We start from the raw sequence: 18,460 nt of genomic DNA, 5'->3' as shown, positions 1-18,460 counted from the left end.
TTTTATTATATCTTAAGTATATGATTATACTTTATTATTATGCTTGTCTTCGATTGTGTGTTTATCATCACTTGAAATTGTGTCAACCAATACCGGTGTAGCAATAAATAATGATGAATAAGTTCCTACTACAATACCAATTAACATAGCAAAGATAAATCCTCTGATAGATTCTCCACCAAAGATAAACATCGTTAATAATACAATGATCATCATTAATGACGTATTCAACGTTCTTGATAATGTAGTATTAATAGAAGCGTTTACGATATCTTCAAAACTTCCTTTACGGTTTCCGATGATGAACTCTCTAATTCTGTCAAATACAATTACAGTATCATTCATAGAGTAACCAATTACGGTAAGGATAGCCGCAATAAAGTGCTGATCCATTTCCATGTGGAAAGGCATGAATTTGTAGCATAAAGAGTAGATTCCTAATACAAAGATAACATCGTGTGCTACCGCTGCAATCGCACCTAATGAATATTGCCATTTACGGAAAGAGATCATTAAGTATAAGAAAATAACCGCCATTGCACCTAATACAGCCCAGTAAGAGTTTGTTTTGATATCCTCAGAAATAGAAGCTCCAACTTTAGATTGTTGTACAACACCAATTCTTTTACCATCAAATGAATTGATGAATTTTTCGTAAGAAGTGTTAGGGAAATATTTCGTCAACGACTTGTATAAAATTTGGTTCACTTCTTCATCGATAGCTACACCGTCTTCTTTAATTTTATATTTAGTTGTGATTTTCAACTGATCATCATCACCTAAAATTTTCGCCTCAACCGGAGTACCGAAAGCAGCAGACAATTCATCTGATACTACAGTAGCATCAACAGGTTTTTCAAATTTTACCTGGAATGTTCTTCCTCCAACAAAATCAACACCTTCATCCAATCCGTTTACGAAAAAGATAGAAACTAAACTCACAACTACTACAATTGAAGAGAAGATGTATGTGAATTTTTTGATTTTAATAAAGTCAAAGTGGAAGTTTGTAAACCAGTTTTTAGTAACACTTGTAGAGAAAGTTAAATCTCCTTTTCCAGCGATGTTTCTGTCAATAAAAATTCTTGCGATAAAGATTGATGTAAACAATGAAGTTACGATACCAATCAATAATGTTAATGCAAAACCTTTAATTGGTCCTGTACCAAAAATAAACAAGATTGCTCCAGTTAAAACGTGCGTTACGTTTGCATCAATAATAGAACGCATTGCTCCGTGCCATCCGTAAGAAGCTACAACCGCATCAGACAACGATTTACCTTCACGCAATTCTTCTTTTGCTCTCTCAAATATAATAATGTTTGCATCTACCGCAGTACCTAATGTTAATACGATACCTGCAATACCTGGTAATGTTAATACAAAACCAAAACTTGCCATAATTCCGAAAAGGAAAAGTAAGTTTAATAATAATGCAAGGTTAGCATACCAACCAGCTTTACCATAATAGAATACCATCCATAAACAAACTAATAAAAATCCTAATACAGAAGAAATTGTACCTGCATCAATTGCTGCCTGACCTAAAGATGGTCCTACAACTGTTGACTGAATAATATCTGCAGAAGCCGGTAATTTACCTGCATTTAATACGTTAGCTAAATCTTTAGTTTCAGCAACATCAAAAGATCCAGTGATCTCAGATCTACCTCCGGCAATTGGTCCGCTTGTAACACCTGGTGCAGAGTAAACAATATTATCTAAAACGATAGCAATGTATCCTTTTTGAGAGAAAGCTCTTCCTGTTAATTCTTCCCAAACTTTAGCTCCCTGACTGTTCATTTGCATAGAAACAGCTGGTTTTCCTAATTGGTCAAAAGTATCTTTTGCATCTGTAACAACTCCACCGCTCATCGCAGGAACGTTGTCTCTGTTTCCTTTTAAAGCATATAATTCAACTGCTTCAATATCTTTTCCTTTTGCGTCTTTAATTGTAGTTGGTTTACTCCAAACAAATTTCGCATTGTGTTGGTCAGCACCCAATAAAACTCTGATATCTGCTCTTTTAAAGTAAGCATTTACAGCAGCAGTATCTTTAGGAGCAAAATATCCTAAAACTGGTCCACCACCCTGACCTAACATTTTGTCAAATAATGGGTTGTTTCCTTTTTTAGTATCAACTGAATCTTTAGCATTATCCGTTAACAATGCATTCAATGAATCTTTAGCAACAGCTTTAGTTTCTTTTACTTTAACTTCAGTCTTTTTTAAAGCCTCGTTAGAAGCTACTAAGAAGTTACCAATTTCTTCGATTTTAAAAGTTTCCCAAAACTCTAACTGAGCTTTTCCACCTAATAATTTCTTAATTCTATCTACATCCTTAGCACCTGGAAGCTCTACTAAGATTCTTCCTGTTTCTCCTAATTTTTGGATGTTTGGTTGCGTTACACCAAATTTGTCGATACGCTCTCTAAGTACTTTGTAAGCACTTTCGATAGATTCGTCAACTTTTTTCTTAATTACTTTTTGAACTTGTGCATCAGACATTTGAAAATCTACACCACCTTCTCCTTGTAAACTTCTGTTTGCAAAAATATCAGGTGAAGCTAATTTTACTGATCCTTTTGAGTTAGCCTCAAAAGCTTCAAAGAACTTATTTAAATAGGTTTTGTTTCCTTCTAAATTTGCAGTTGCATCAGCTAATGATTTATTAAATACCGGATTTTTAGAATTGTTTGCTAATCCTTTCAAAACGTCTTTAACAGAAATTTGAAGAATCACGTTGATTCCTCCTTCTAAGTCAAGACCTTTATTAAGTTGTTTGTTTTTTACTTCATTATAAGTAAAATCAGTAAAACCAAGGTTTAACACTTTTTCTTTTCCAATAGAATCTAAGTATTTTAATTCTTTATCAGGATTATCTCCTGCAAAAGCTTTAGCTTCACTTTTGACACTATTGGCCACAAAAGTGAACGAGAGTTGGTAAATACTTACCAATGCAAATAGAATTGCGAAAAATTTAATAAGTCCTTTATTCTGCATTATTACTAAAAATTAATTATTTTTTATTGTTTGTTTTTGTTTTAAAGTCCCATAGAATAAGCCCTGATATGATTTTTTAGCACTAAAAAATCAAGATCACGAATTACAACATTTTTTTTAACCCGAGCAAATATATAATTAACGAAAAGATTAACCAATTTATTTATTAATTAATCTCAAAAAAAAGACTGCAAAAGTGCAGCCTTTTCCTCTTTTTACGAAATTCGTTATACTAAAATCGATTTTAAAGCGTCATTCATGCTTCTCACCGCATCTGCACTTTTCGCAAATAAGGCTTTTTCATGATCGTTTAACTGAATGTCTAATATTTCTTCCACTCCGTTTTTACCAATTATACAAGGTACACCTATACAGATATCATTTTGTCCATACTCTCCTTCAACAAAAACAGAGCAGGCGATCATTTTTTTCTGATCATTCAGAATACTATCTACCAGATAAGCTACAGAAGCTCCTGGTGCATACCATGCAGAAGTCCCCAAAAGACCTGTAAGTGTTGCTCCACCCACCATAGTATCAGCAGCTACTTTTTGCAATACTTCTTCTGAAAGAAATTCAGTTACCGGAATTCCGTTATAAGAGGCCAGACGGGTTAATGGAATCATAGTAGTATCACCATGCCCTCCAATAACCATTGCCGAGATATCGTTTGCCGGTTTATCTAAAGCTAATGAAAGATAGGTTCTGAAACGAGAACTGTCTAACGCTCCACCCATACCAATAATTCTGTTTTTTGGTACTCCGGTCGATTTCAATGCCAAATACGTCATCGTATCCATTGGATTAGAAACTACAACTATTATAGTGTCCGGAGAATATTTCAGTACGTTTTCGGCAACTGTTTTTACAATTCCTGCATTTATACCTATTAATTCTTCACGGGTCATTCCTGGTTTTCTTGGAATTCCAGATGTAATAACTACTACATCACTTCCAGCAGTTTTAGAATAATCATTGGTCACCCCAGATACTTTGGTATTAAAACCTGTATTTGTGGCACATTGCATAATATCCAACGCTTTCCCTTCGGCAAAACCTTCTTTAATATCCAACAACACTACTTCGCTTGCAATTCCTCTATAAGAAATAACATCTGCACAGGTAGCTCCAACATTTCCTGCTCCTACAATGGTAACTTTCATATTTTATACTTTATCGGTTATTAATTAATTTGTTTGTTTGATAAATCGACAATTCGTTTAATCGTTTAAGTAAATTTAAACAATTAAACGAATTGATGATTAAAATTTATTACGCATCGATATTAGCGTAAACTGCATTTTTCTCGATAAATTCTCTACGCGGCGGAACTTCATCTCCCATTAACATAGAGAAAACTCTGTCAGCTTCAGCCAAACTATCAATGGTTACCTGACGCAGAGTTCTGAAGTTCGGATCCATTGTTGTTTCCCACAATTGCTCCGCGTTCATCTCTCCAAGACCTTTATAACGCTGAATTGCGGCGCTTCCACCCATTCTCTCGTTGGCCTGATCACGCTGAACATCATTCCACGCATATTCTTTCTTGTTTCCTTTTTTAACTAAGTACAAAGGCGGTGCAGCGATATAAACGTGACCTTCTTCGATCAGTTCTTTCATGAAACGGAAGAAGAACGTTAATATTAAGGTAGAGATGTGACTACCATCGACATCCGCATCACACATGATGATTACCTTGTGGTATCTTAATTTTTCAATATTTAAAGCTTTACTATCTTCTGCGGTACCGACTGTTACCCCTAAAGCAGTAAAGATATTTCGAATCTCTTCGTTTTCGAATACTTTATGGTGCATCGCTTTCTCCACATTCAAAATCTTACCACGTAAAGGTAAAATTGCCTGAAAGTTTCTGTCACGACCTTGTTTAGCAGTTCCACCCGCCGAGTCTCCCTCGACAAGGTAAACCTCACATCTTGCAGGATCCTGCTCTGAACAATCTGAAAGTTTTCCCGGTAATCCACCACCGCCCATAACGGTTTTACGCTGTACCATTTCACGGGCTTTCTTAGCCGCGTGACGTGCCTGAGCAGCCAAAATTACTTTTTGAATAATGACTCTGGCATCGTTTGGATTTTCTTCCAGATAATTCTCTAACATCTCTCCAACAGCCTGAGAAACCGGAGAAACTACTTCTCTGTTTCCTAGCTTTGTTTTGGTCTGACCTTCGAATTGAGGCTCTGCAACTTTTACCGAGATAATAGCAGTTAATCCCTCACGGAAATCATCTCCCGCAATTTCGAATTTCAATTTATCCAACATTCCGGATGCATCAGCATATTTTTTAAGGGTTCTTGTTAAACCACTTCTAAAACCTTGTAAATGCGTTCCTCCTTCGTGTGTATTGATGTTATTTACGTAAGAGAAAATATTTTCTGTATAACTTGTATTGTAAATCAGCGCCACTTCAACCGGAATTTCTCCTTTATCGTGATCCATACTGATTACATGCGAAACAATTGGCTCGCGGTTACCGTCTAAATAACGAATATACTCTTTTAGTCCTTCTGTAGAATGAAAAACTTCGCTTCTGAATTCTCCTTTTTCATTTACTTCTCTTTTATCTGTAAAAGTGATTGTAATTCCTTTGTTCAGAAAAGATAGCTCGCGCATACGAGCGGATAACGTATCATAAGAGAACTCTGTAGTTTGTGTAAAAATGGTATTATCAGGGTAAAAAGTCTGACGTGTACCTCTTTTTTCTGTTTCTCCTATTTGTTTTACCGGATATAACGATTTACCTCTTTCGTACTCTTGTTCGTAGATTTTTCCTTCTCTAAAAACGGTAGATTTCATGTGAACAGAAAGAGCATTTACAACCGACACCCCTACTCCGTGCAAACCTCCGGAAACCTTATAAGAATCTTTATCAAATTTACCTCCGGCTCCAATTTTAGTCATTACAACTTCAAGTGCCGAAACGCCTTCTTTTTTATGTAAATCAACCGGAATACCACGACCATTATCCTCAACTGTTACTGACCCGTCTTCGTTTATTGCAACACCAATGGTATCACAATGTCCTCCCATCGCCTCATCAATAGAGTTATCTACAACTTCATAAACCAAATGATGAAGCCCTCGAACTCCCACATCTCCAATATACATCGATGGACGCATTCTTACGTGCTCCATTCCTTCTAATGCCTGAATACTATCTGCTGAATAATTGTTCTTCTTGATTTCTTCGCTCATATAATTTATTCTAAAAAATGTATTTATTGTCTAACACGCAAATATATAAAAACGCAAATTATATATCCCTAAAATTCCGATTTAAAGCACTTAAGTTATCAACACAATTGTCTGAAAAACCTAAAAATATGCCTAAAAGAACACTTAAATTCCAATTTTCTTAAATTACAAATTACAAAATTTTAGAATGCAGTAAAAAATCAATTGATTTTATAAAGTCTAAATTGCAAAACGCCTATTTTTTAAACCGTATAAAAAAACCGAAATAACATTCTAAAATGCATTTCGGTTTTTATGATTTTAAAACTCCCTGAAATTGGAATTTGGATTTTTAAAATGAATTTTTCTAAACTTTATTGTTTTTTATTAAAATCTCCAACATAAACAGAAGTCATTTTATCTAAACTTAAGTACTTTTTCGCAACCGCGTTTACCTCTTCGATTTTCAAGGCTTTAACTTTAGCTTCAAGCGTATCATAATCTTCCAAAGGAACTCCGTATTGCAGATAAACATTGGTCAAATCCATTAAAGTTCCGTCATCTCCCAATCGTGTTTTTCTTTCATTAAGCCAGCTCACAAGATTTGATTTTAACTCTTCTGCTGTGAAGCCATCTTTTAATGCTTTTGCAATTTCTTCTTTTGCAGCAATCTCAACGGCATTTTTCTTCGTTGGATTTAAAAATGCATAATAAGCCCAATACGAAACATCATTGGTGATGGGTACATTTACGAACGACCCTGCTCCGTAGCTGATTCCTTCTTTCTCTCTCAATCGCATCGGTATTCTTGCGCTTAGAAAACCTCCGCTTCCTAACATTTCATTGGCCATCACAAAAGCAGGATAATCAGCATCTTTCTGAGTCATTTTAAAGCTGATTTTACCCACAGCAACTGCATTTTCTTTATCAGGAGTAATATACTCTTTATCGGCTTTCTGTGTTTCAAAATAAGTCGGCATTGCTCTTTCATATTTTGATTTGGAATTCCATTTACCAAAAGTACTCTCTAAAATCTGAGCTGTAGATTTCGCTTCTAAATCTCCCACTACAGTCCCTACTCCATTATTTCCTCCTAAAATGTTTTTATAGAAATCAATAAGTTCCGGCTGTTTTATCTTTTTGTAAGCATCAATTTGTTCCTGAACAGTCGCAGTGTAGAAAATACTCTCTTTTGGATATTTAGAGGTTTGTCTTGAAACTTCGATAAATGCCAGAGAATTAGGATCATTTAAACTCGATTCTAAGTAGGTATTATATTCACTGATTGTTTTGGTTAACTCATTTTGCGGAAAAGTAGCATTAGTCAATAAATCTCCTAAAATCTCCATTACTTCCTTAAAACTTTCTTTATAGGTACTAACATTCACCGTTAATGTTTGTCCTGAAAAACCAAATGACAAACTTGATTTCAGAAGGTCTAAACGATCACTAATTTGTTCTTTTGTACGGGTAGTTGTTCCGGTCTTTAACAATTGAGCCAAAATAGCCCCAACATCTGATTTTCCGGATAAATCCTTTTCATTACTTACCGGAAATTTAAACGCTGCCTGAACTTTTCCTCCTTTAATTTCTTTTTTAATCAAGCCATACTTAGCGCCATTACTTAACTTTCCTTCAACAAAATTTTGTTTCAGATTTTTAATAGAAGCTTCAAACGGAGCTGTTTCTTTTTCAAGTGCTTTTCCTTTGTAATCTTTAGTAAAAGCTGCTAATTGCTCGTCAGTATATTCGACTGGCTTAACTCTTTGTTCGTCTTTTGAAGGAATAAATACTCCCACAGTTCTGTTGTTACTTTTAAAATACTTTTCAGCAACTCTTTGTATGTCCTCTTTTGTAAGTTTTTCGATTGCATCTCTATACAGGAAACCTAATCTGTAATCACCTGCACCTATAATTTCGGTAAGATTTATAGCAAAAGAAATGGTGTTATTTTTAACCCCTTCAATTTGCTTGATAATTTTAGCTTTAGCTCTGCTTACATCTTCATCCGTGTATTTAGTTGATCCAATCTTATCCAGTTCAGCTCTTACCAGTTCTTTTGTTGCTACAACATCTTTATCGTTAGGAACAGCTACTCCAAAATACACAAAACTGGCATCTCTGGTGGTTGGCTGCCAATAATAAATACTGGAAATCTTTTGAGTTTCTACCAGTGATTTGTACAAATAACCAGATGGATCGGCTGTTAAAATTTCCCCCAGAGCATCAATGGCTGCATAGTCTTTATCTGCATAGGCTGCGGTATGGTACAATGCCCCGATATTTTTGCTGTCACCGGCTCTTTTCAGCTCCACAAACTTTTCACCATCCTGCGCCGGCTCTATCGTATACGTTTTATCCAAAACTCTTTTAGGTTTTGCAATGCTTCCAAAATATTGACCTACATACTGCAATGCTTTTTTCTCATCAAATTTTCCGGCAATTATCAAGGTTGAATTATCCGGCTGATAATATTTTTCATAGAAAACTCTTAATCTGTTTGCTTTTACACGTTCAATATCTTCTTTACTTCCAATGGTACTTTTTCCGTAATTGTGCCACAAATAGGCCGAAGAAAGTATTCTTTCCTGTAAAACACCGTCAGGGTTGTTTTCTCCTATTTCGAACTCATTTCTAACTACAGAAAATTCTTTATCCAAATCGGTTTGTAAAATAGTCGCATTGATCATTCGGTCTGCTTCCATTTCAATACTCCATTTCAGATTTTCATCATTCGATGGAAAAACTTCATAATAATTGGTACGATCCAGCCAAGTTGTACCATTAGCAGCACCTCCTTTTTCAGAAAGCATTTTTTTAATATCTCCTAAGTTTTTGGTACTCTTAAAAAGCATGTGCTCTAACAAGTGAGCCATTCCTTTTTCTCCGTAACCTTCGTTTCTGGAGCCAACATTGTAGACAATATTTACCACCATATTACTTTGGGAAGCATCCGGAATCAAGAGCACTTTCAATCCGTTATTCAGGGAATATTCTTTTACTCCTTCGACATTTTTAATATATTTTGGCACGTCAGTTTTTTGTGCGGACACCGGACTTAACGAAGCTAGCGAGCAGCACAAAACACTACTAAGCAATAAGTTTCTCATAGATAAAGTTTAAAATGGTTAGTTATTAATGGTAACCAAATATAATATTTTTCCTAAACACGGTGAGCGACAATTAACTTAGTTTTTAGAAATGTTCAAGGATTCAAATCTTAATTTCCAAGTTTCAGGTTTCAGGTTTCAGGTTTTGGAATTTAAGTTTTGGTTTTAGGTTTTGGCAACTAGAAGTTTTCCTTCTTTCAAATCATAAAAAAAAAATCCGGAACTACATTTGACATGTCTCTCCGGATTTTTTTTAAAACTTATTTTCAATAATGATTTTGTTCCCTCTATTAAGAAGCAACACTCCTTGCCTATTTTAAGCAATAATTCCTGCTTTCGAAGCTTCAACACCTGCTTTAACGTGCGCTGCATTGGCTCTTCCGCTTGGATCTTGATTTTCCTGCCATTTCGGTATCCATTTTCTAACGGTTTGTGCTGAACTAACTTGTGGGTAGAATTTATGAAAAATTGATCTGTACAGATAAGCTTCCTTAGTTGTCGGTGAATTATATGGAAATTCTACACTTGCTCCTGCAAGCTGTTCGTCTGAAACCTGTGCGGCGCAGAATTCAATCAATTCATCTACCCAGTTGTATCCCACTCCATCCGAAAACTGTTCTTTTTGTCTCCATAAAACTTCCTCTGGCAAATAAGGATCGTCTGGTGTATCAAAAGCTTTTCTTAAAATGTATTTTTCAATTCCATCGTAGGTTTTTGGTTGTTTTTCTATGGTTTTAATTCGGATTGACGCCTCTAAAAATTCTTTGTCCAAAAACGGAATTCTCGCTTCTAGTCCATGTGCCATTGGTATTTTATCGGCACGCAGTAAATCAGCAGTAAACAATTTTTGTACTCTTTCGATAGTTTCGTCCTGAAATTCCTCTGCTGATGGTGCATTTCTAAAATACAAATGACCTCCAAAAACCTCATCGGCACCTTCACCGGAAAGAATTACTTTAATTCCTTTATCGGCAATTACCTTTGACAACAAATACAATGGCACTCCTGATCGCACCGAGATGATATCATAAGTTTCAATATGATAGATTACTTTTTCTAAAACCTCGATTCCTTCTTCAACTGTAAAATAGATTTCATGATGTTCTGTCCCTAAAAATGCTGCCGCAGATCTTGCTGCTTTATTATCTGGTGCATCAGCATCTAATCCGATAGAAAACGAATGCAGTTTTTCTCCGTTTTCTTTCAATAATCGCGCAGCAATTGCTGACGTTAATGAAGAGTCTAATCCTCCTGAAAGTAATACTCCCACAGGAACTTCACTCATTAAACGTTTACGGGTTGCTTCAATTAAAGTATTACGAATTAAATCTAAATCTAATTTTTGATTGGCTTTGGAGTGGTCTTCATATTCGGGATTGTAGTATTTTACAAAACCGGTTTTACCTGTATAATAGTGCCCCGGAGGAAAAGTTGAAAAGGATTTGCACTGATCTGAAATGGACTTCATTTCTGATGAAAAATAAATTCTCCCTCTCTCATCCAGTCCATAATACAATGGTTTTACACCAACTGCATCTCTGGCTGCTATGTAATTATCTCCGTCAACAATTACAAAAGCAAAATCACCATCCAGCATATGACAAAACTTATGCCCAAATTCTTCGTACAAATGCACGATAACTTCTGAATCTGATTTTGTTCTGAAGCTATGCTCTTTTAAGACTGTATCTTTTAGTTCCTGATAATTGTAAATCTCTCCATCATGCACCATCCAGGCCTTATTAGTTCCCTGAATAGGCTGCTTACCTGATTTTAAATCAATAATCGACAAACTTTCATGGCAAATAATACTGCCATTTTCCATAATATGCAAATCACTTTCATCAGGACCGCGATGCGACATTCTTGCAGAAAGCTCTTTTACGAGTTGCGGGTCTTTACCTTTACCTATAACAGCTAATAATCCAGACATACTGTTCTTTATTTTTTATTATTCTCTTTATTTTTTTTGGATATTAAATACGTTAATCCAATATTTAATATTTTTCTAATGTTTGGCTAAGCTAAATATTATTTCTGAATTTTATGTACTTATTCAGCTACATTTTTAGTTCTTACCATTTTTTTTCGGCAAATGCCAAATATAAAAAAGTAAAATCAGATCATTGCTTAAAAAAACTTTTAACTAACTGAAATAATACCATTTAACATCCTAAGACAAGAAAAACGTTCCCAGTACTGAGAACGTCTTTCGAAAATATATATACTAATTCTAAAAATACTTTTTATGCTTTAGCGTATGCATCATCGTGCACACTGGCTACAGCTCTTCCTGAAGGATCATTCATATTTTTGAAAGCCTCATCCCATTCTAAAGCAATTTTTGTACTACACGCTACACTTGCTTCCTGAGGTACGCATAATGCAGCGGCATCACTTGGAAAATGTTCTGCAAAAATAGAACGATAGTAATATTCTTCTTTAGATGTTGGTGTCTGCAATGGGAATTTATACTTTGCATTGGCCAGTTGTTCGTCTGAAACTTCTTGGGCTACCACTTCTTTCAAAGTATCAATCCAGCTGTATCCTACACCGTCTGAAAATTGTTCTTTTTGTCTCCAGGCAACACTTTCAGGCAACATATCTTCAAATGCTTTACGAACTACCCATTTTTCCATTGGATGCTCTTTGTTGATCATTTTATCCTGTGGGTTGATTCTCATGGCAACATCCATAAATTCTTTATCCAAAAACGGAACACGTCCTTCAATTCCCCAGGCTGCTAAACTCTTATTGGCACGTAAACAATCGTACATGTGTAATTTACCTAATTTACGAACGTTTTCTTCGTGGAATTCTCTCGCGTTTGGGGCTTTATGGAAATACAAATACCCTCCGAACAACTCGTCTGCTCCTTCTCCTGACAATACCATTTTGATTCCCATTGATTTGATCACTCTCGCCATTAACCACATGGGTGTCGAGGCTCTGACAGTTGTTACGTCATAAGTTTCTAAGTTGTAAATCACGTCACGAACAGCGTCCAATCCTTCCTGAATAGTAAATTTAATTTCATGATGAATGGTTCCGATGTGTTTTGCAACCACCTGCGCTGCTGCTAAATCAGGTGATCCTTCTAAACCAACTGAAAAAGAGTGCAATTGCGGATACCATGCATCAGTCGTATCATCTGACTCGATACGTTTTTGTGCAAACTTTTTGGCTACAGCCGAAGTAATAGACGAATCTAAACCTCCTGAAAGTAAAACTCCGTAAGGAACATCACTCATTAATTGTCTGTGAACTGCTGCTTCAAGTGCTTTTTTGATTTCAGGAATACTGGTTTCATTATCTTTTACAGCTTCATATTCTGTCCAGTCTCTTTTGTACCATTGTACAAATTCGCCATCTTTACTGGTCATATAATGTCCCGGAGGAAACAGTTGGATTTTTGTACAGTACCCCTCTAAGGCTTTTAATTCAGAAGCAACATAGAACGTTCCGTGCTGGTCCCAACCAATGTACAATGGAATAATTCCCATGTGATCACGAGCTATAAAATATTCATCTTTCTCTACATCATAGATTGCAAATCCAAAGATTCCATTCATTTCATCTACAAAATGAGGTCCTTTTTCTCTGTAAAGTGCTAAGATTACTTCACAGTCACTTTCGGTCTGAAAGTTGTATTTTCCCTGAAATTGTTTACGTAATTCTCTGTGGTTATAAATTTCACCGTTTGCAGCCAAAACCAGTTTTTTATCTTCGGTAAATAATGGCTGTTTTCCTGAGGCCGGATCTACAATCGCCAAACGCTCGTGTGATAAAATTGCTTTATCATTACTATATATTCCGCTCCAATCCGGTCCGCGGTGACGGATAATTTTAGACATTTCCAAAACCTGAGGTCTTAAAGTCTCAGCTTTTTGCTTTAGATCAAAGGCGCATACGATTCCACACATAACTATATATTTTTAATTTTAAAATTTTAATTTGATGAAGCAAAGATGCGATATCAGTTACAATTGAAAAACACATAAGTTATTTTTAATTACAATTTAAAATCAAAAATCGATTTTTACATACAAAACATAAATTTTAAGCATTTAAAAAAGCCTCAAACTTAAAAATTTCAATTTTGAGCTTCATAAAAGAAAAAAAAGCAAACTAACAGAGAAATATTTAAATTAAATCACAGCAAATATCAGAATCATTAACAGATTCTCAAAGAGAAGAATAAATACTGTTCTGAAATTATTATTTCAATCAATCCCGAAGTTTAGGGAGAAATTATCTGAAGATTGATAAACTTTATATTGATCGTTCCTAAGGAACTTATTGATTGGTATTCATGCCTCTTCAACGGATTAAAATCCGTTGCTACAAGATAAACCGTTCCTCCGGAACTTGTATATAAAAGACTTGATCTTTACATATATTGTAACAACGGATTTTAATCCGTTGAAAAAAAATAATCAACAAAACAAAGTTCTGGAGGAACGACACAATTAAATTTAAAAAAGTCTAAAAAGAAACACTAAGGTAAAGCTTTGAAAAAATAAACTAATCCACCAATAGCCATCATTACTATTATCGTCCAATTTTTGAAAGACTGAAAATTAATTTGAAATTTATATTGATCCTTTTTTTCAATTGCATCCTTTAACCAAAGCTTGTGAAGTTTATAATAAGCAAAAGCAGCTCCAAATAGAGAGAAGCTGCATATTAAACTCAAATAATCCATTTAATTAACTTCCTGAATTAAATATTTTGTGCTGTTAATTTCAAAAGTAAACCCCGCTTGATTTCCCATCAAGTGTGCTCCCAAAGGAGATTGAGGTGAAAGTGCAATAACATTTGTACCTTCAATATTAATTTTAGGAAGTGCTACACTTACATACAAAAAGATTCCGTTGGCTTTTACCAAACTCCCCGAAATGATATTTTCGGTTGTTTTTGAAGCATCAATTTTGTCTAAGACTGCTTTTTGGGCAATGGCTTCTTTCAGTTTATTGGTGAGTTTTTCCTGTTCTATATGCATCATAGACAAAGCAGTTTCATGTTTGTCTCCGGCAGAACCTTTGGCATCGTTTTTAGAATCTTCGGTCAGAGCCGAAATCATGTCTCTAAAAACATCAATTCGATCCTGGACCATTTGCTGGTAATGTGTATGTATTTTTTGTTTGAAAGTCATTTTTTTTGAGGTACTGAGGTTCTGAGTTGCAAAGGTGCAAAGGTTAAAATTAGAAATGAAAAAAAAATACGCTTAACCTATTATTTCATCAGGAATCCATCCTTCATCATTATTTATAATTTTTCTTACCCAAGTCCAGCCGTTCAAACTCTTAATTTTTAGAATCTCATCGTCTTTGTCAACGTCGAGTTCTTTTGCAGTGTAATATTCTAAAACTTTAGCCTCCTTATTATCCTCAGAAATTTCAAGTATTTGAATGGGTACCCAGCCTCCATTAATTCCGTTATCTGCCCAAATCCACCCTTTCCACTTTTCTTCTGTTTCCTCTTCTCCTAATTTTACAATCTCACCCTTATCGAGAGTAATAGGATTTTCATATTGTGTTTTATAGGTTTCAAGAATTTTAAATACTTCTGTCATTATACAGCTCTTTTAATGAAATGAGTTTTTTTTTGGAGGTACTGAGGTTCTAAGGTGCAAAGTTTTTTTCTCTTTGTTTTATTTTTTATTCAAAGAAAGCCGATGGATAAACTACTTTTCCGTTTACTCCTGACAATCCATTTTCGGTTAAAGGAATCACCAAGCAATTTTCTGCCGGAACATCGAAAGGCATTTCGATATTGTATTTTTCACAAAGTTCATAACCAAATCTCGGATAATAATCGGGATGTCCTAATAAGATCACTGATTTATATCCTAATTCTTTCGCGACTTCATGAGCGCGCACGATAAGTTTCGAACCAATTCCCTTTCCTTGAAATTTTGGTAACACTGAAACGGGAGCCAATGCCAAAGATTCAAAAGATTCTGTATCGTTTTTAATTTCTAATTTCGTCAATAAAATATGCCCTGCGATTTCATTCTCTACTTCGGCAACAATAGATAATTCCGGAATAAAAGCAGCTGATTTTCTTAACCTTTCAACCAAAAACTGTTCTTTATGATCGCTGTATTCTTCTTTTTCAAAAGCTTTTTCAATTAAGTCAAAAACACTTTTGTGGTCCTTTTCATTTTCTTGTCTGAGTTTAATTTTCATCTTAATTATTTTAAATATCTGTTTATCTAACCGCAAAGCACGCAAAAGTTTTTATCATGAATCGCGCTTAGCAAAAACAAAATTCGCAAAGCTTTATGTTGAAATAGCTTTGCGAACTTTGTATTTTATCTGCGTAACGCAAAATAAAAAACTTTTGCGTGCTTTGCGGTTAAAAAAAACTTAAAAATCGAATTTGTAGTTTGCTCCAACTACTACCTGAAATCCTTGTACCGGGTAATTCAGCCATTTTTCATAGGCTTGATTCCCTATATTATTCAATTTCAGGAAACAGGTCAAACGCTCGTTGTATTTATACCCCAGATGAGCATTGGCATCAAAATAGCTTTTTAGTGTTGTAATTACCGGATCGGTTCCTAAGTTTACATTCGACTGCATGTCTTTTCGTTCTCCCACAAAGAAAACATTCAGTCCCGCATACCATTGTTTGGTGATATTTACATCCAGATTAGAACTCAATTTCATAGAAGGCAAATTCCACGCTTCTATACCGTCATATTTGTAACTGTTGAAGGTTCCATTAATTCCGAAAGAAACATTTTGAGAAAAATCAGCTTTTAATTCCCCATAAAAACGGAAGGTTCTGATATCATCATAAATCACTCCAAAAGAGTTTCCAAAGCCATAATTTTGATTAGAAAAATCTTCTGTGTAATCGTTACTTCTGTATAGTGCCTTATCTTTTTCATTCAAATAAGAACCAGTAAGATTGTAACTAACGTTGTTGGCCAACTTTCCTTTTAAACCTGCAAAAACAGTATATTGATTGTTGGTCGGTTTCACTAAAAGTGTTGGAGATAAAAACGGATTTTCAGTCACAAAATCAGCATAGGAATTTTGATTCAAACCTCCATTTACTCCTGTATAAAAAATCATCAAATCTCCTACCAGCTTATAGGAAGCATTTACTTTTGGATAAATATAAAATTTGTTTCCGCTGTTTTCAGAATCCAAGCCATAAAACAAGCCTGCTCCCAACTCCAGTGTCCAATCATTTTCTAACATTACAAAGCTTGGTTCAATTCCAAAATTAGTCAGACTGTATTTCAAAGGCTTTGTATTATCATACGCATAATTATGTTCGAAAGATCCGCTTACATGATCTACAATAATATTGGTATTGATAGCCTGGTCCATTATATCTACCTTAAAAGAAGGTTTTACATAAAAACGGTTTTCTGATGACGAAAAACTATCTGAAAAATGCGTAAACTTTGTCGAAATCTTACTAAAAACACCTTCAGTAAAAGCTACGTTACCTCCTAAAGAAATGGTATTGTACGAATGATTTGGATTAATTCCTCTTATTAAATCATCACGCATCTGTCCCGCTAAAGTTGACCCAAAATCAGCCGGTAAACCGTACCAGTTGTACAATTGATTCTGATAGCCCAGATCGACATTCCATGACATATCACGATTGTTTACCCCATATCCTACATTCAATGCTGTATCATAAAACTCATCGTTTAATTCTACACCTTTAATTCCTCCCTGAGAAGAATGGTGACGAAACATACCCGCCACATAATCGTTGTTTCCTAAATCCTGATTGACAAACAATTCAGCGTTTAAAGTTCCGTAATTCCCTACTCCTAACGTAGCATAATTGTTAAATAATTTTTCTTTTTTAGATTTCTCAACACCTTCCGCTTTTCCTTTTGAAGGCGTAAATGTAGAGGCTACAGGAACAGATAAAATACTGTACTTTATCGTTTCTTTGGGCTGATTACCGCTATCGTCAAGCGAAGGAGTTTCCTTTACTTTGAAAGCATCTGAAATCGTTGGCGAATAGGGCTTTACTACGTTTACAGTTTCTGTACCGATTGTTTCATTCTTCTTTTGCGAAAACGAAAGCTGGACAACAAACATTACTAGTAAGATGATGATTTTATTCTGGCAATTAATTTTCATATATCTTTTTTTTGAGAGGAAAGAGAATAGAATAAAGAGTATCGACTTCCCTCCTTTTCTAAATTTTCTTTTTACTCTATAATTCTACCTTCTTTATTCTATTCTCTTTACTCTTTACTCTTTACTCTTAAACTTCCCACTCTCCTTTTGCGACAAACTGAGCTTTACCTCCTATTTTGATATCAAATTGACTCTCAGTCAATTGCCCTTTAAAATAAATTTGAGACGGACGATTGATATAATCTCCCTGATAATTGATCATTTCAAATTGAGGCAAATGATATTTCAAAAGAAAAGCCTGTAAACAAGTACTTGCGCTTCCGGTTGCTGCATCTTCAACCAATTGATTGTGCTCGATACACAACATTCTGCTAAACAATTTTGAGTCTTCCAGATAATAAAAATACAAGGCTCTGTGAGCTGTTTTACAGTTGTTTTTCATCCATTCATCTACTTTCTCTTTATCTAAAACCAAATTTTCCAATGCTCTTTTATTGCTCAGTCCAACCATCACAAAAGCACTTCCAGTCGTTACTTCCTGAATTGGGAATTGATTCTCAAAATCTTCTTTTTTCAGATTGCTGAATAAGGTGAAGTCTTCCTTTGCATAAATATCCCAAAACTTAGGCTGTGCTGCTTTTAACCAAATTAAATCTTCAGACTGATGAATCGGAATTGGTCCAATAGGAAATTCTAATGTGATATTCTCTGGGGAATTATCAAATATTTTGTTGATTAAAACCCATGAAGTTCCAATTATAGGATGTCCTGCAAACTGCATTTCATGAGCAGGAGTAAATATTCTGATCTCTGCTTTGTTTTTTTCTCTGTCAAGCTTTGTTATAAATGTGCTTTCTGCAAAATTAATCTCGCGTGCCATCTGCTGCATTTCTTCAGTACTTAGATTCTCTGCTTCCGTAAAAACGGCTAACTGATTTCCGGTATATTTTTTATCGGCAAAAACATCAACTATATAAAATGGTAAACTCATAAACTATTTCTTTTTTTTATTTAGATGAAAGAGTCAAGATA

11 protein-coding genes are annotated in these 18,460 nt (G+C 34.9%); all 11 read right to left on the bottom strand.

Annotated elements, in window-relative coordinates; genetic code table 11:
• Window positions 1-24: 24 nt before the first annotated feature.
• Window positions 25-3,003 carry a protein translocase subunit SecDF gene (gene secDF / locus M4I44_RS11520; RefSeq protein ID WP_017495354.1) on the bottom strand — a complete coding sequence of 993 codons (2,979 nt, stop codon included), beginning with the start codon at window positions 3,001-3,003 and terminating at the stop codon, window positions 25-27.
• A 227-nt stretch (window positions 3,004-3,230) separates the two neighbouring features.
• Window positions 3,231-4,166, bottom strand: a complete 936-nt coding sequence (gene mdh, locus M4I44_RS11515) for a malate dehydrogenase (RefSeq protein ID WP_017495355.1) — start codon at window positions 4,164-4,166, stop codon at window positions 3,231-3,233.
• Between the two features lie 109 nt (window positions 4,167-4,275).
• The gene (gene gyrB, locus M4I44_RS11510) at window positions 4,276-6,216 is read right to left on the bottom strand and encodes a DNA topoisomerase (ATP-hydrolyzing) subunit B (protein ID WP_017495356.1); all 1,941 of its coding nucleotides are present in this window, start codon (window positions 6,214-6,216) and stop codon (window positions 4,276-4,278) included.
• A 353-nt stretch (window positions 6,217-6,569) separates the two neighbouring features.
• Window positions 6,570-9,305 (bottom strand): pitrilysin family protein, encoded by a 2,736-nt coding sequence (locus tag M4I44_RS11505; RefSeq protein WP_249967385.1) that lies wholly within the window; start codon window positions 9,303-9,305, stop codon window positions 6,570-6,572.
• Between the two features lie 316 nt (window positions 9,306-9,621).
• Entirely contained in the window at window positions 9,622-11,238 is a 1,617-nt protein-coding gene (gene asnB / locus M4I44_RS11500) for an asparagine synthase B (RefSeq protein WP_017495358.1), read from the bottom strand.
• Window positions 11,239-11,551: 313 nt separating this feature from the next.
• Window positions 11,552-13,228 (bottom strand): asparagine synthase B, encoded by a 1,677-nt coding sequence (gene asnB, locus M4I44_RS11495; protein ID WP_070906979.1) that lies wholly within the window; start codon window positions 13,226-13,228, stop codon window positions 11,552-11,554.
• Between the two features lie 782 nt (window positions 13,229-14,010).
• Window positions 14,011-14,460: a hypothetical protein gene (locus M4I44_RS11490; protein ID WP_017495361.1), complete on the bottom strand. Its 450-nt coding sequence runs from the start codon at window positions 14,458-14,460 to the stop codon at window positions 14,011-14,013.
• A gap of 72 nt (window positions 14,461-14,532) precedes the next feature.
• Window positions 14,533-14,880 (bottom strand): SH3 domain-containing protein, encoded by a 348-nt coding sequence (locus M4I44_RS11485; RefSeq protein ID WP_017495362.1) that lies wholly within the window; start codon window positions 14,878-14,880, stop codon window positions 14,533-14,535.
• Window positions 14,881-14,965: 85 nt separating this feature from the next.
• Window positions 14,966-15,496, bottom strand: a complete 531-nt coding sequence (locus M4I44_RS11480; protein ID WP_249967384.1) for a GNAT family N-acetyltransferase — start codon at window positions 15,494-15,496, stop codon at window positions 14,966-14,968.
• Window positions 15,497-15,676: 180 nt separating this feature from the next.
• Window positions 15,677-17,428: a TonB-dependent receptor gene (locus tag M4I44_RS11475; RefSeq protein ID WP_249967383.1), complete on the bottom strand. Its 1,752-nt coding sequence runs from the start codon at window positions 17,426-17,428 to the stop codon at window positions 15,677-15,679.
• A 127-nt stretch (window positions 17,429-17,555) separates the two neighbouring features.
• Window positions 17,556-18,419 (bottom strand): PhzF family phenazine biosynthesis protein, encoded by an 864-nt coding sequence (locus M4I44_RS11470; protein ID WP_249967382.1) that lies wholly within the window; start codon window positions 18,417-18,419, stop codon window positions 17,556-17,558.
• Between the last annotated feature and the right edge of the window lie 41 nt (window positions 18,420-18,460).

Origin of the sequence: Flavobacterium sp. B183 (assembly GCF_023539155.1) — a bacterium.
Lineage (GTDB): Bacteria > Bacteroidota > Bacteroidia > Flavobacteriales > Flavobacteriaceae > Flavobacterium > Flavobacterium tructae.
This window is presented reverse-complemented; position numbering and strand designations above follow the sequence as displayed.

What these genes read in the sequence shown, in the direction of transcription:
- M4I44_RS11475 (WP_249967383.1), bottom strand. Translation starts at nt 17,428, where the DNA reads ATGAAAATTAATTGCCAGAATAAAATCATCATCTTACTAGTAATGTTT.
- mdh (WP_017495355.1), bottom strand. Translation starts at nt 4,166, where the DNA reads ATGAAAGTTACCATTGTAGGAGCAGGAAATGTTGGAGCTACCTGTGCA.
- M4I44_RS11485 (WP_017495362.1), bottom strand. Translation starts at nt 14,880, where the DNA reads ATGACAGAAGTATTTAAAATTCTTGAAACCTATAAAACACAATATGAA.
- M4I44_RS11490 (WP_017495361.1), bottom strand. Translation starts at nt 14,460, where the DNA reads ATGACTTTCAAACAAAAAATACATACACATTACCAGCAAATGGTCCAG.
- asnB (WP_017495358.1), bottom strand. Translation starts at nt 11,238, where the DNA reads ATGTCTGGATTATTAGCTGTTATAGGTAAAGGTAAAGACCCGCAACTC.
- M4I44_RS11470 (WP_249967382.1), bottom strand. Translation starts at nt 18,419, where the DNA reads ATGAGTTTACCATTTTATATAGTTGATGTTTTTGCCGATAAAAAATAT.
- secDF (WP_017495354.1), bottom strand. Translation starts at nt 3,003, where the DNA reads ATGCAGAATAAAGGACTTATTAAATTTTTCGCAATTCTATTTGCATTG.
- M4I44_RS11505 (WP_249967385.1), bottom strand. Translation starts at nt 9,305, where the DNA reads ATGAGAAACTTATTGCTTAGTAGTGTTTTGTGCTGCTCGCTAGCTTCG.
- asnB (WP_070906979.1), bottom strand. Translation starts at nt 13,228, where the DNA reads ATGTGTGGAATCGTATGCGCCTTTGATCTAAAGCAAAAAGCTGAGACT.
- gyrB (WP_017495356.1), bottom strand. Translation starts at nt 6,216, where the DNA reads ATGAGCGAAGAAATCAAGAAGAACAATTATTCAGCAGATAGTATTCAG.
- M4I44_RS11480 (WP_249967384.1), bottom strand. Translation starts at nt 15,496, where the DNA reads ATGAAAATTAAACTCAGACAAGAAAATGAAAAGGACCACAAAAGTGTT.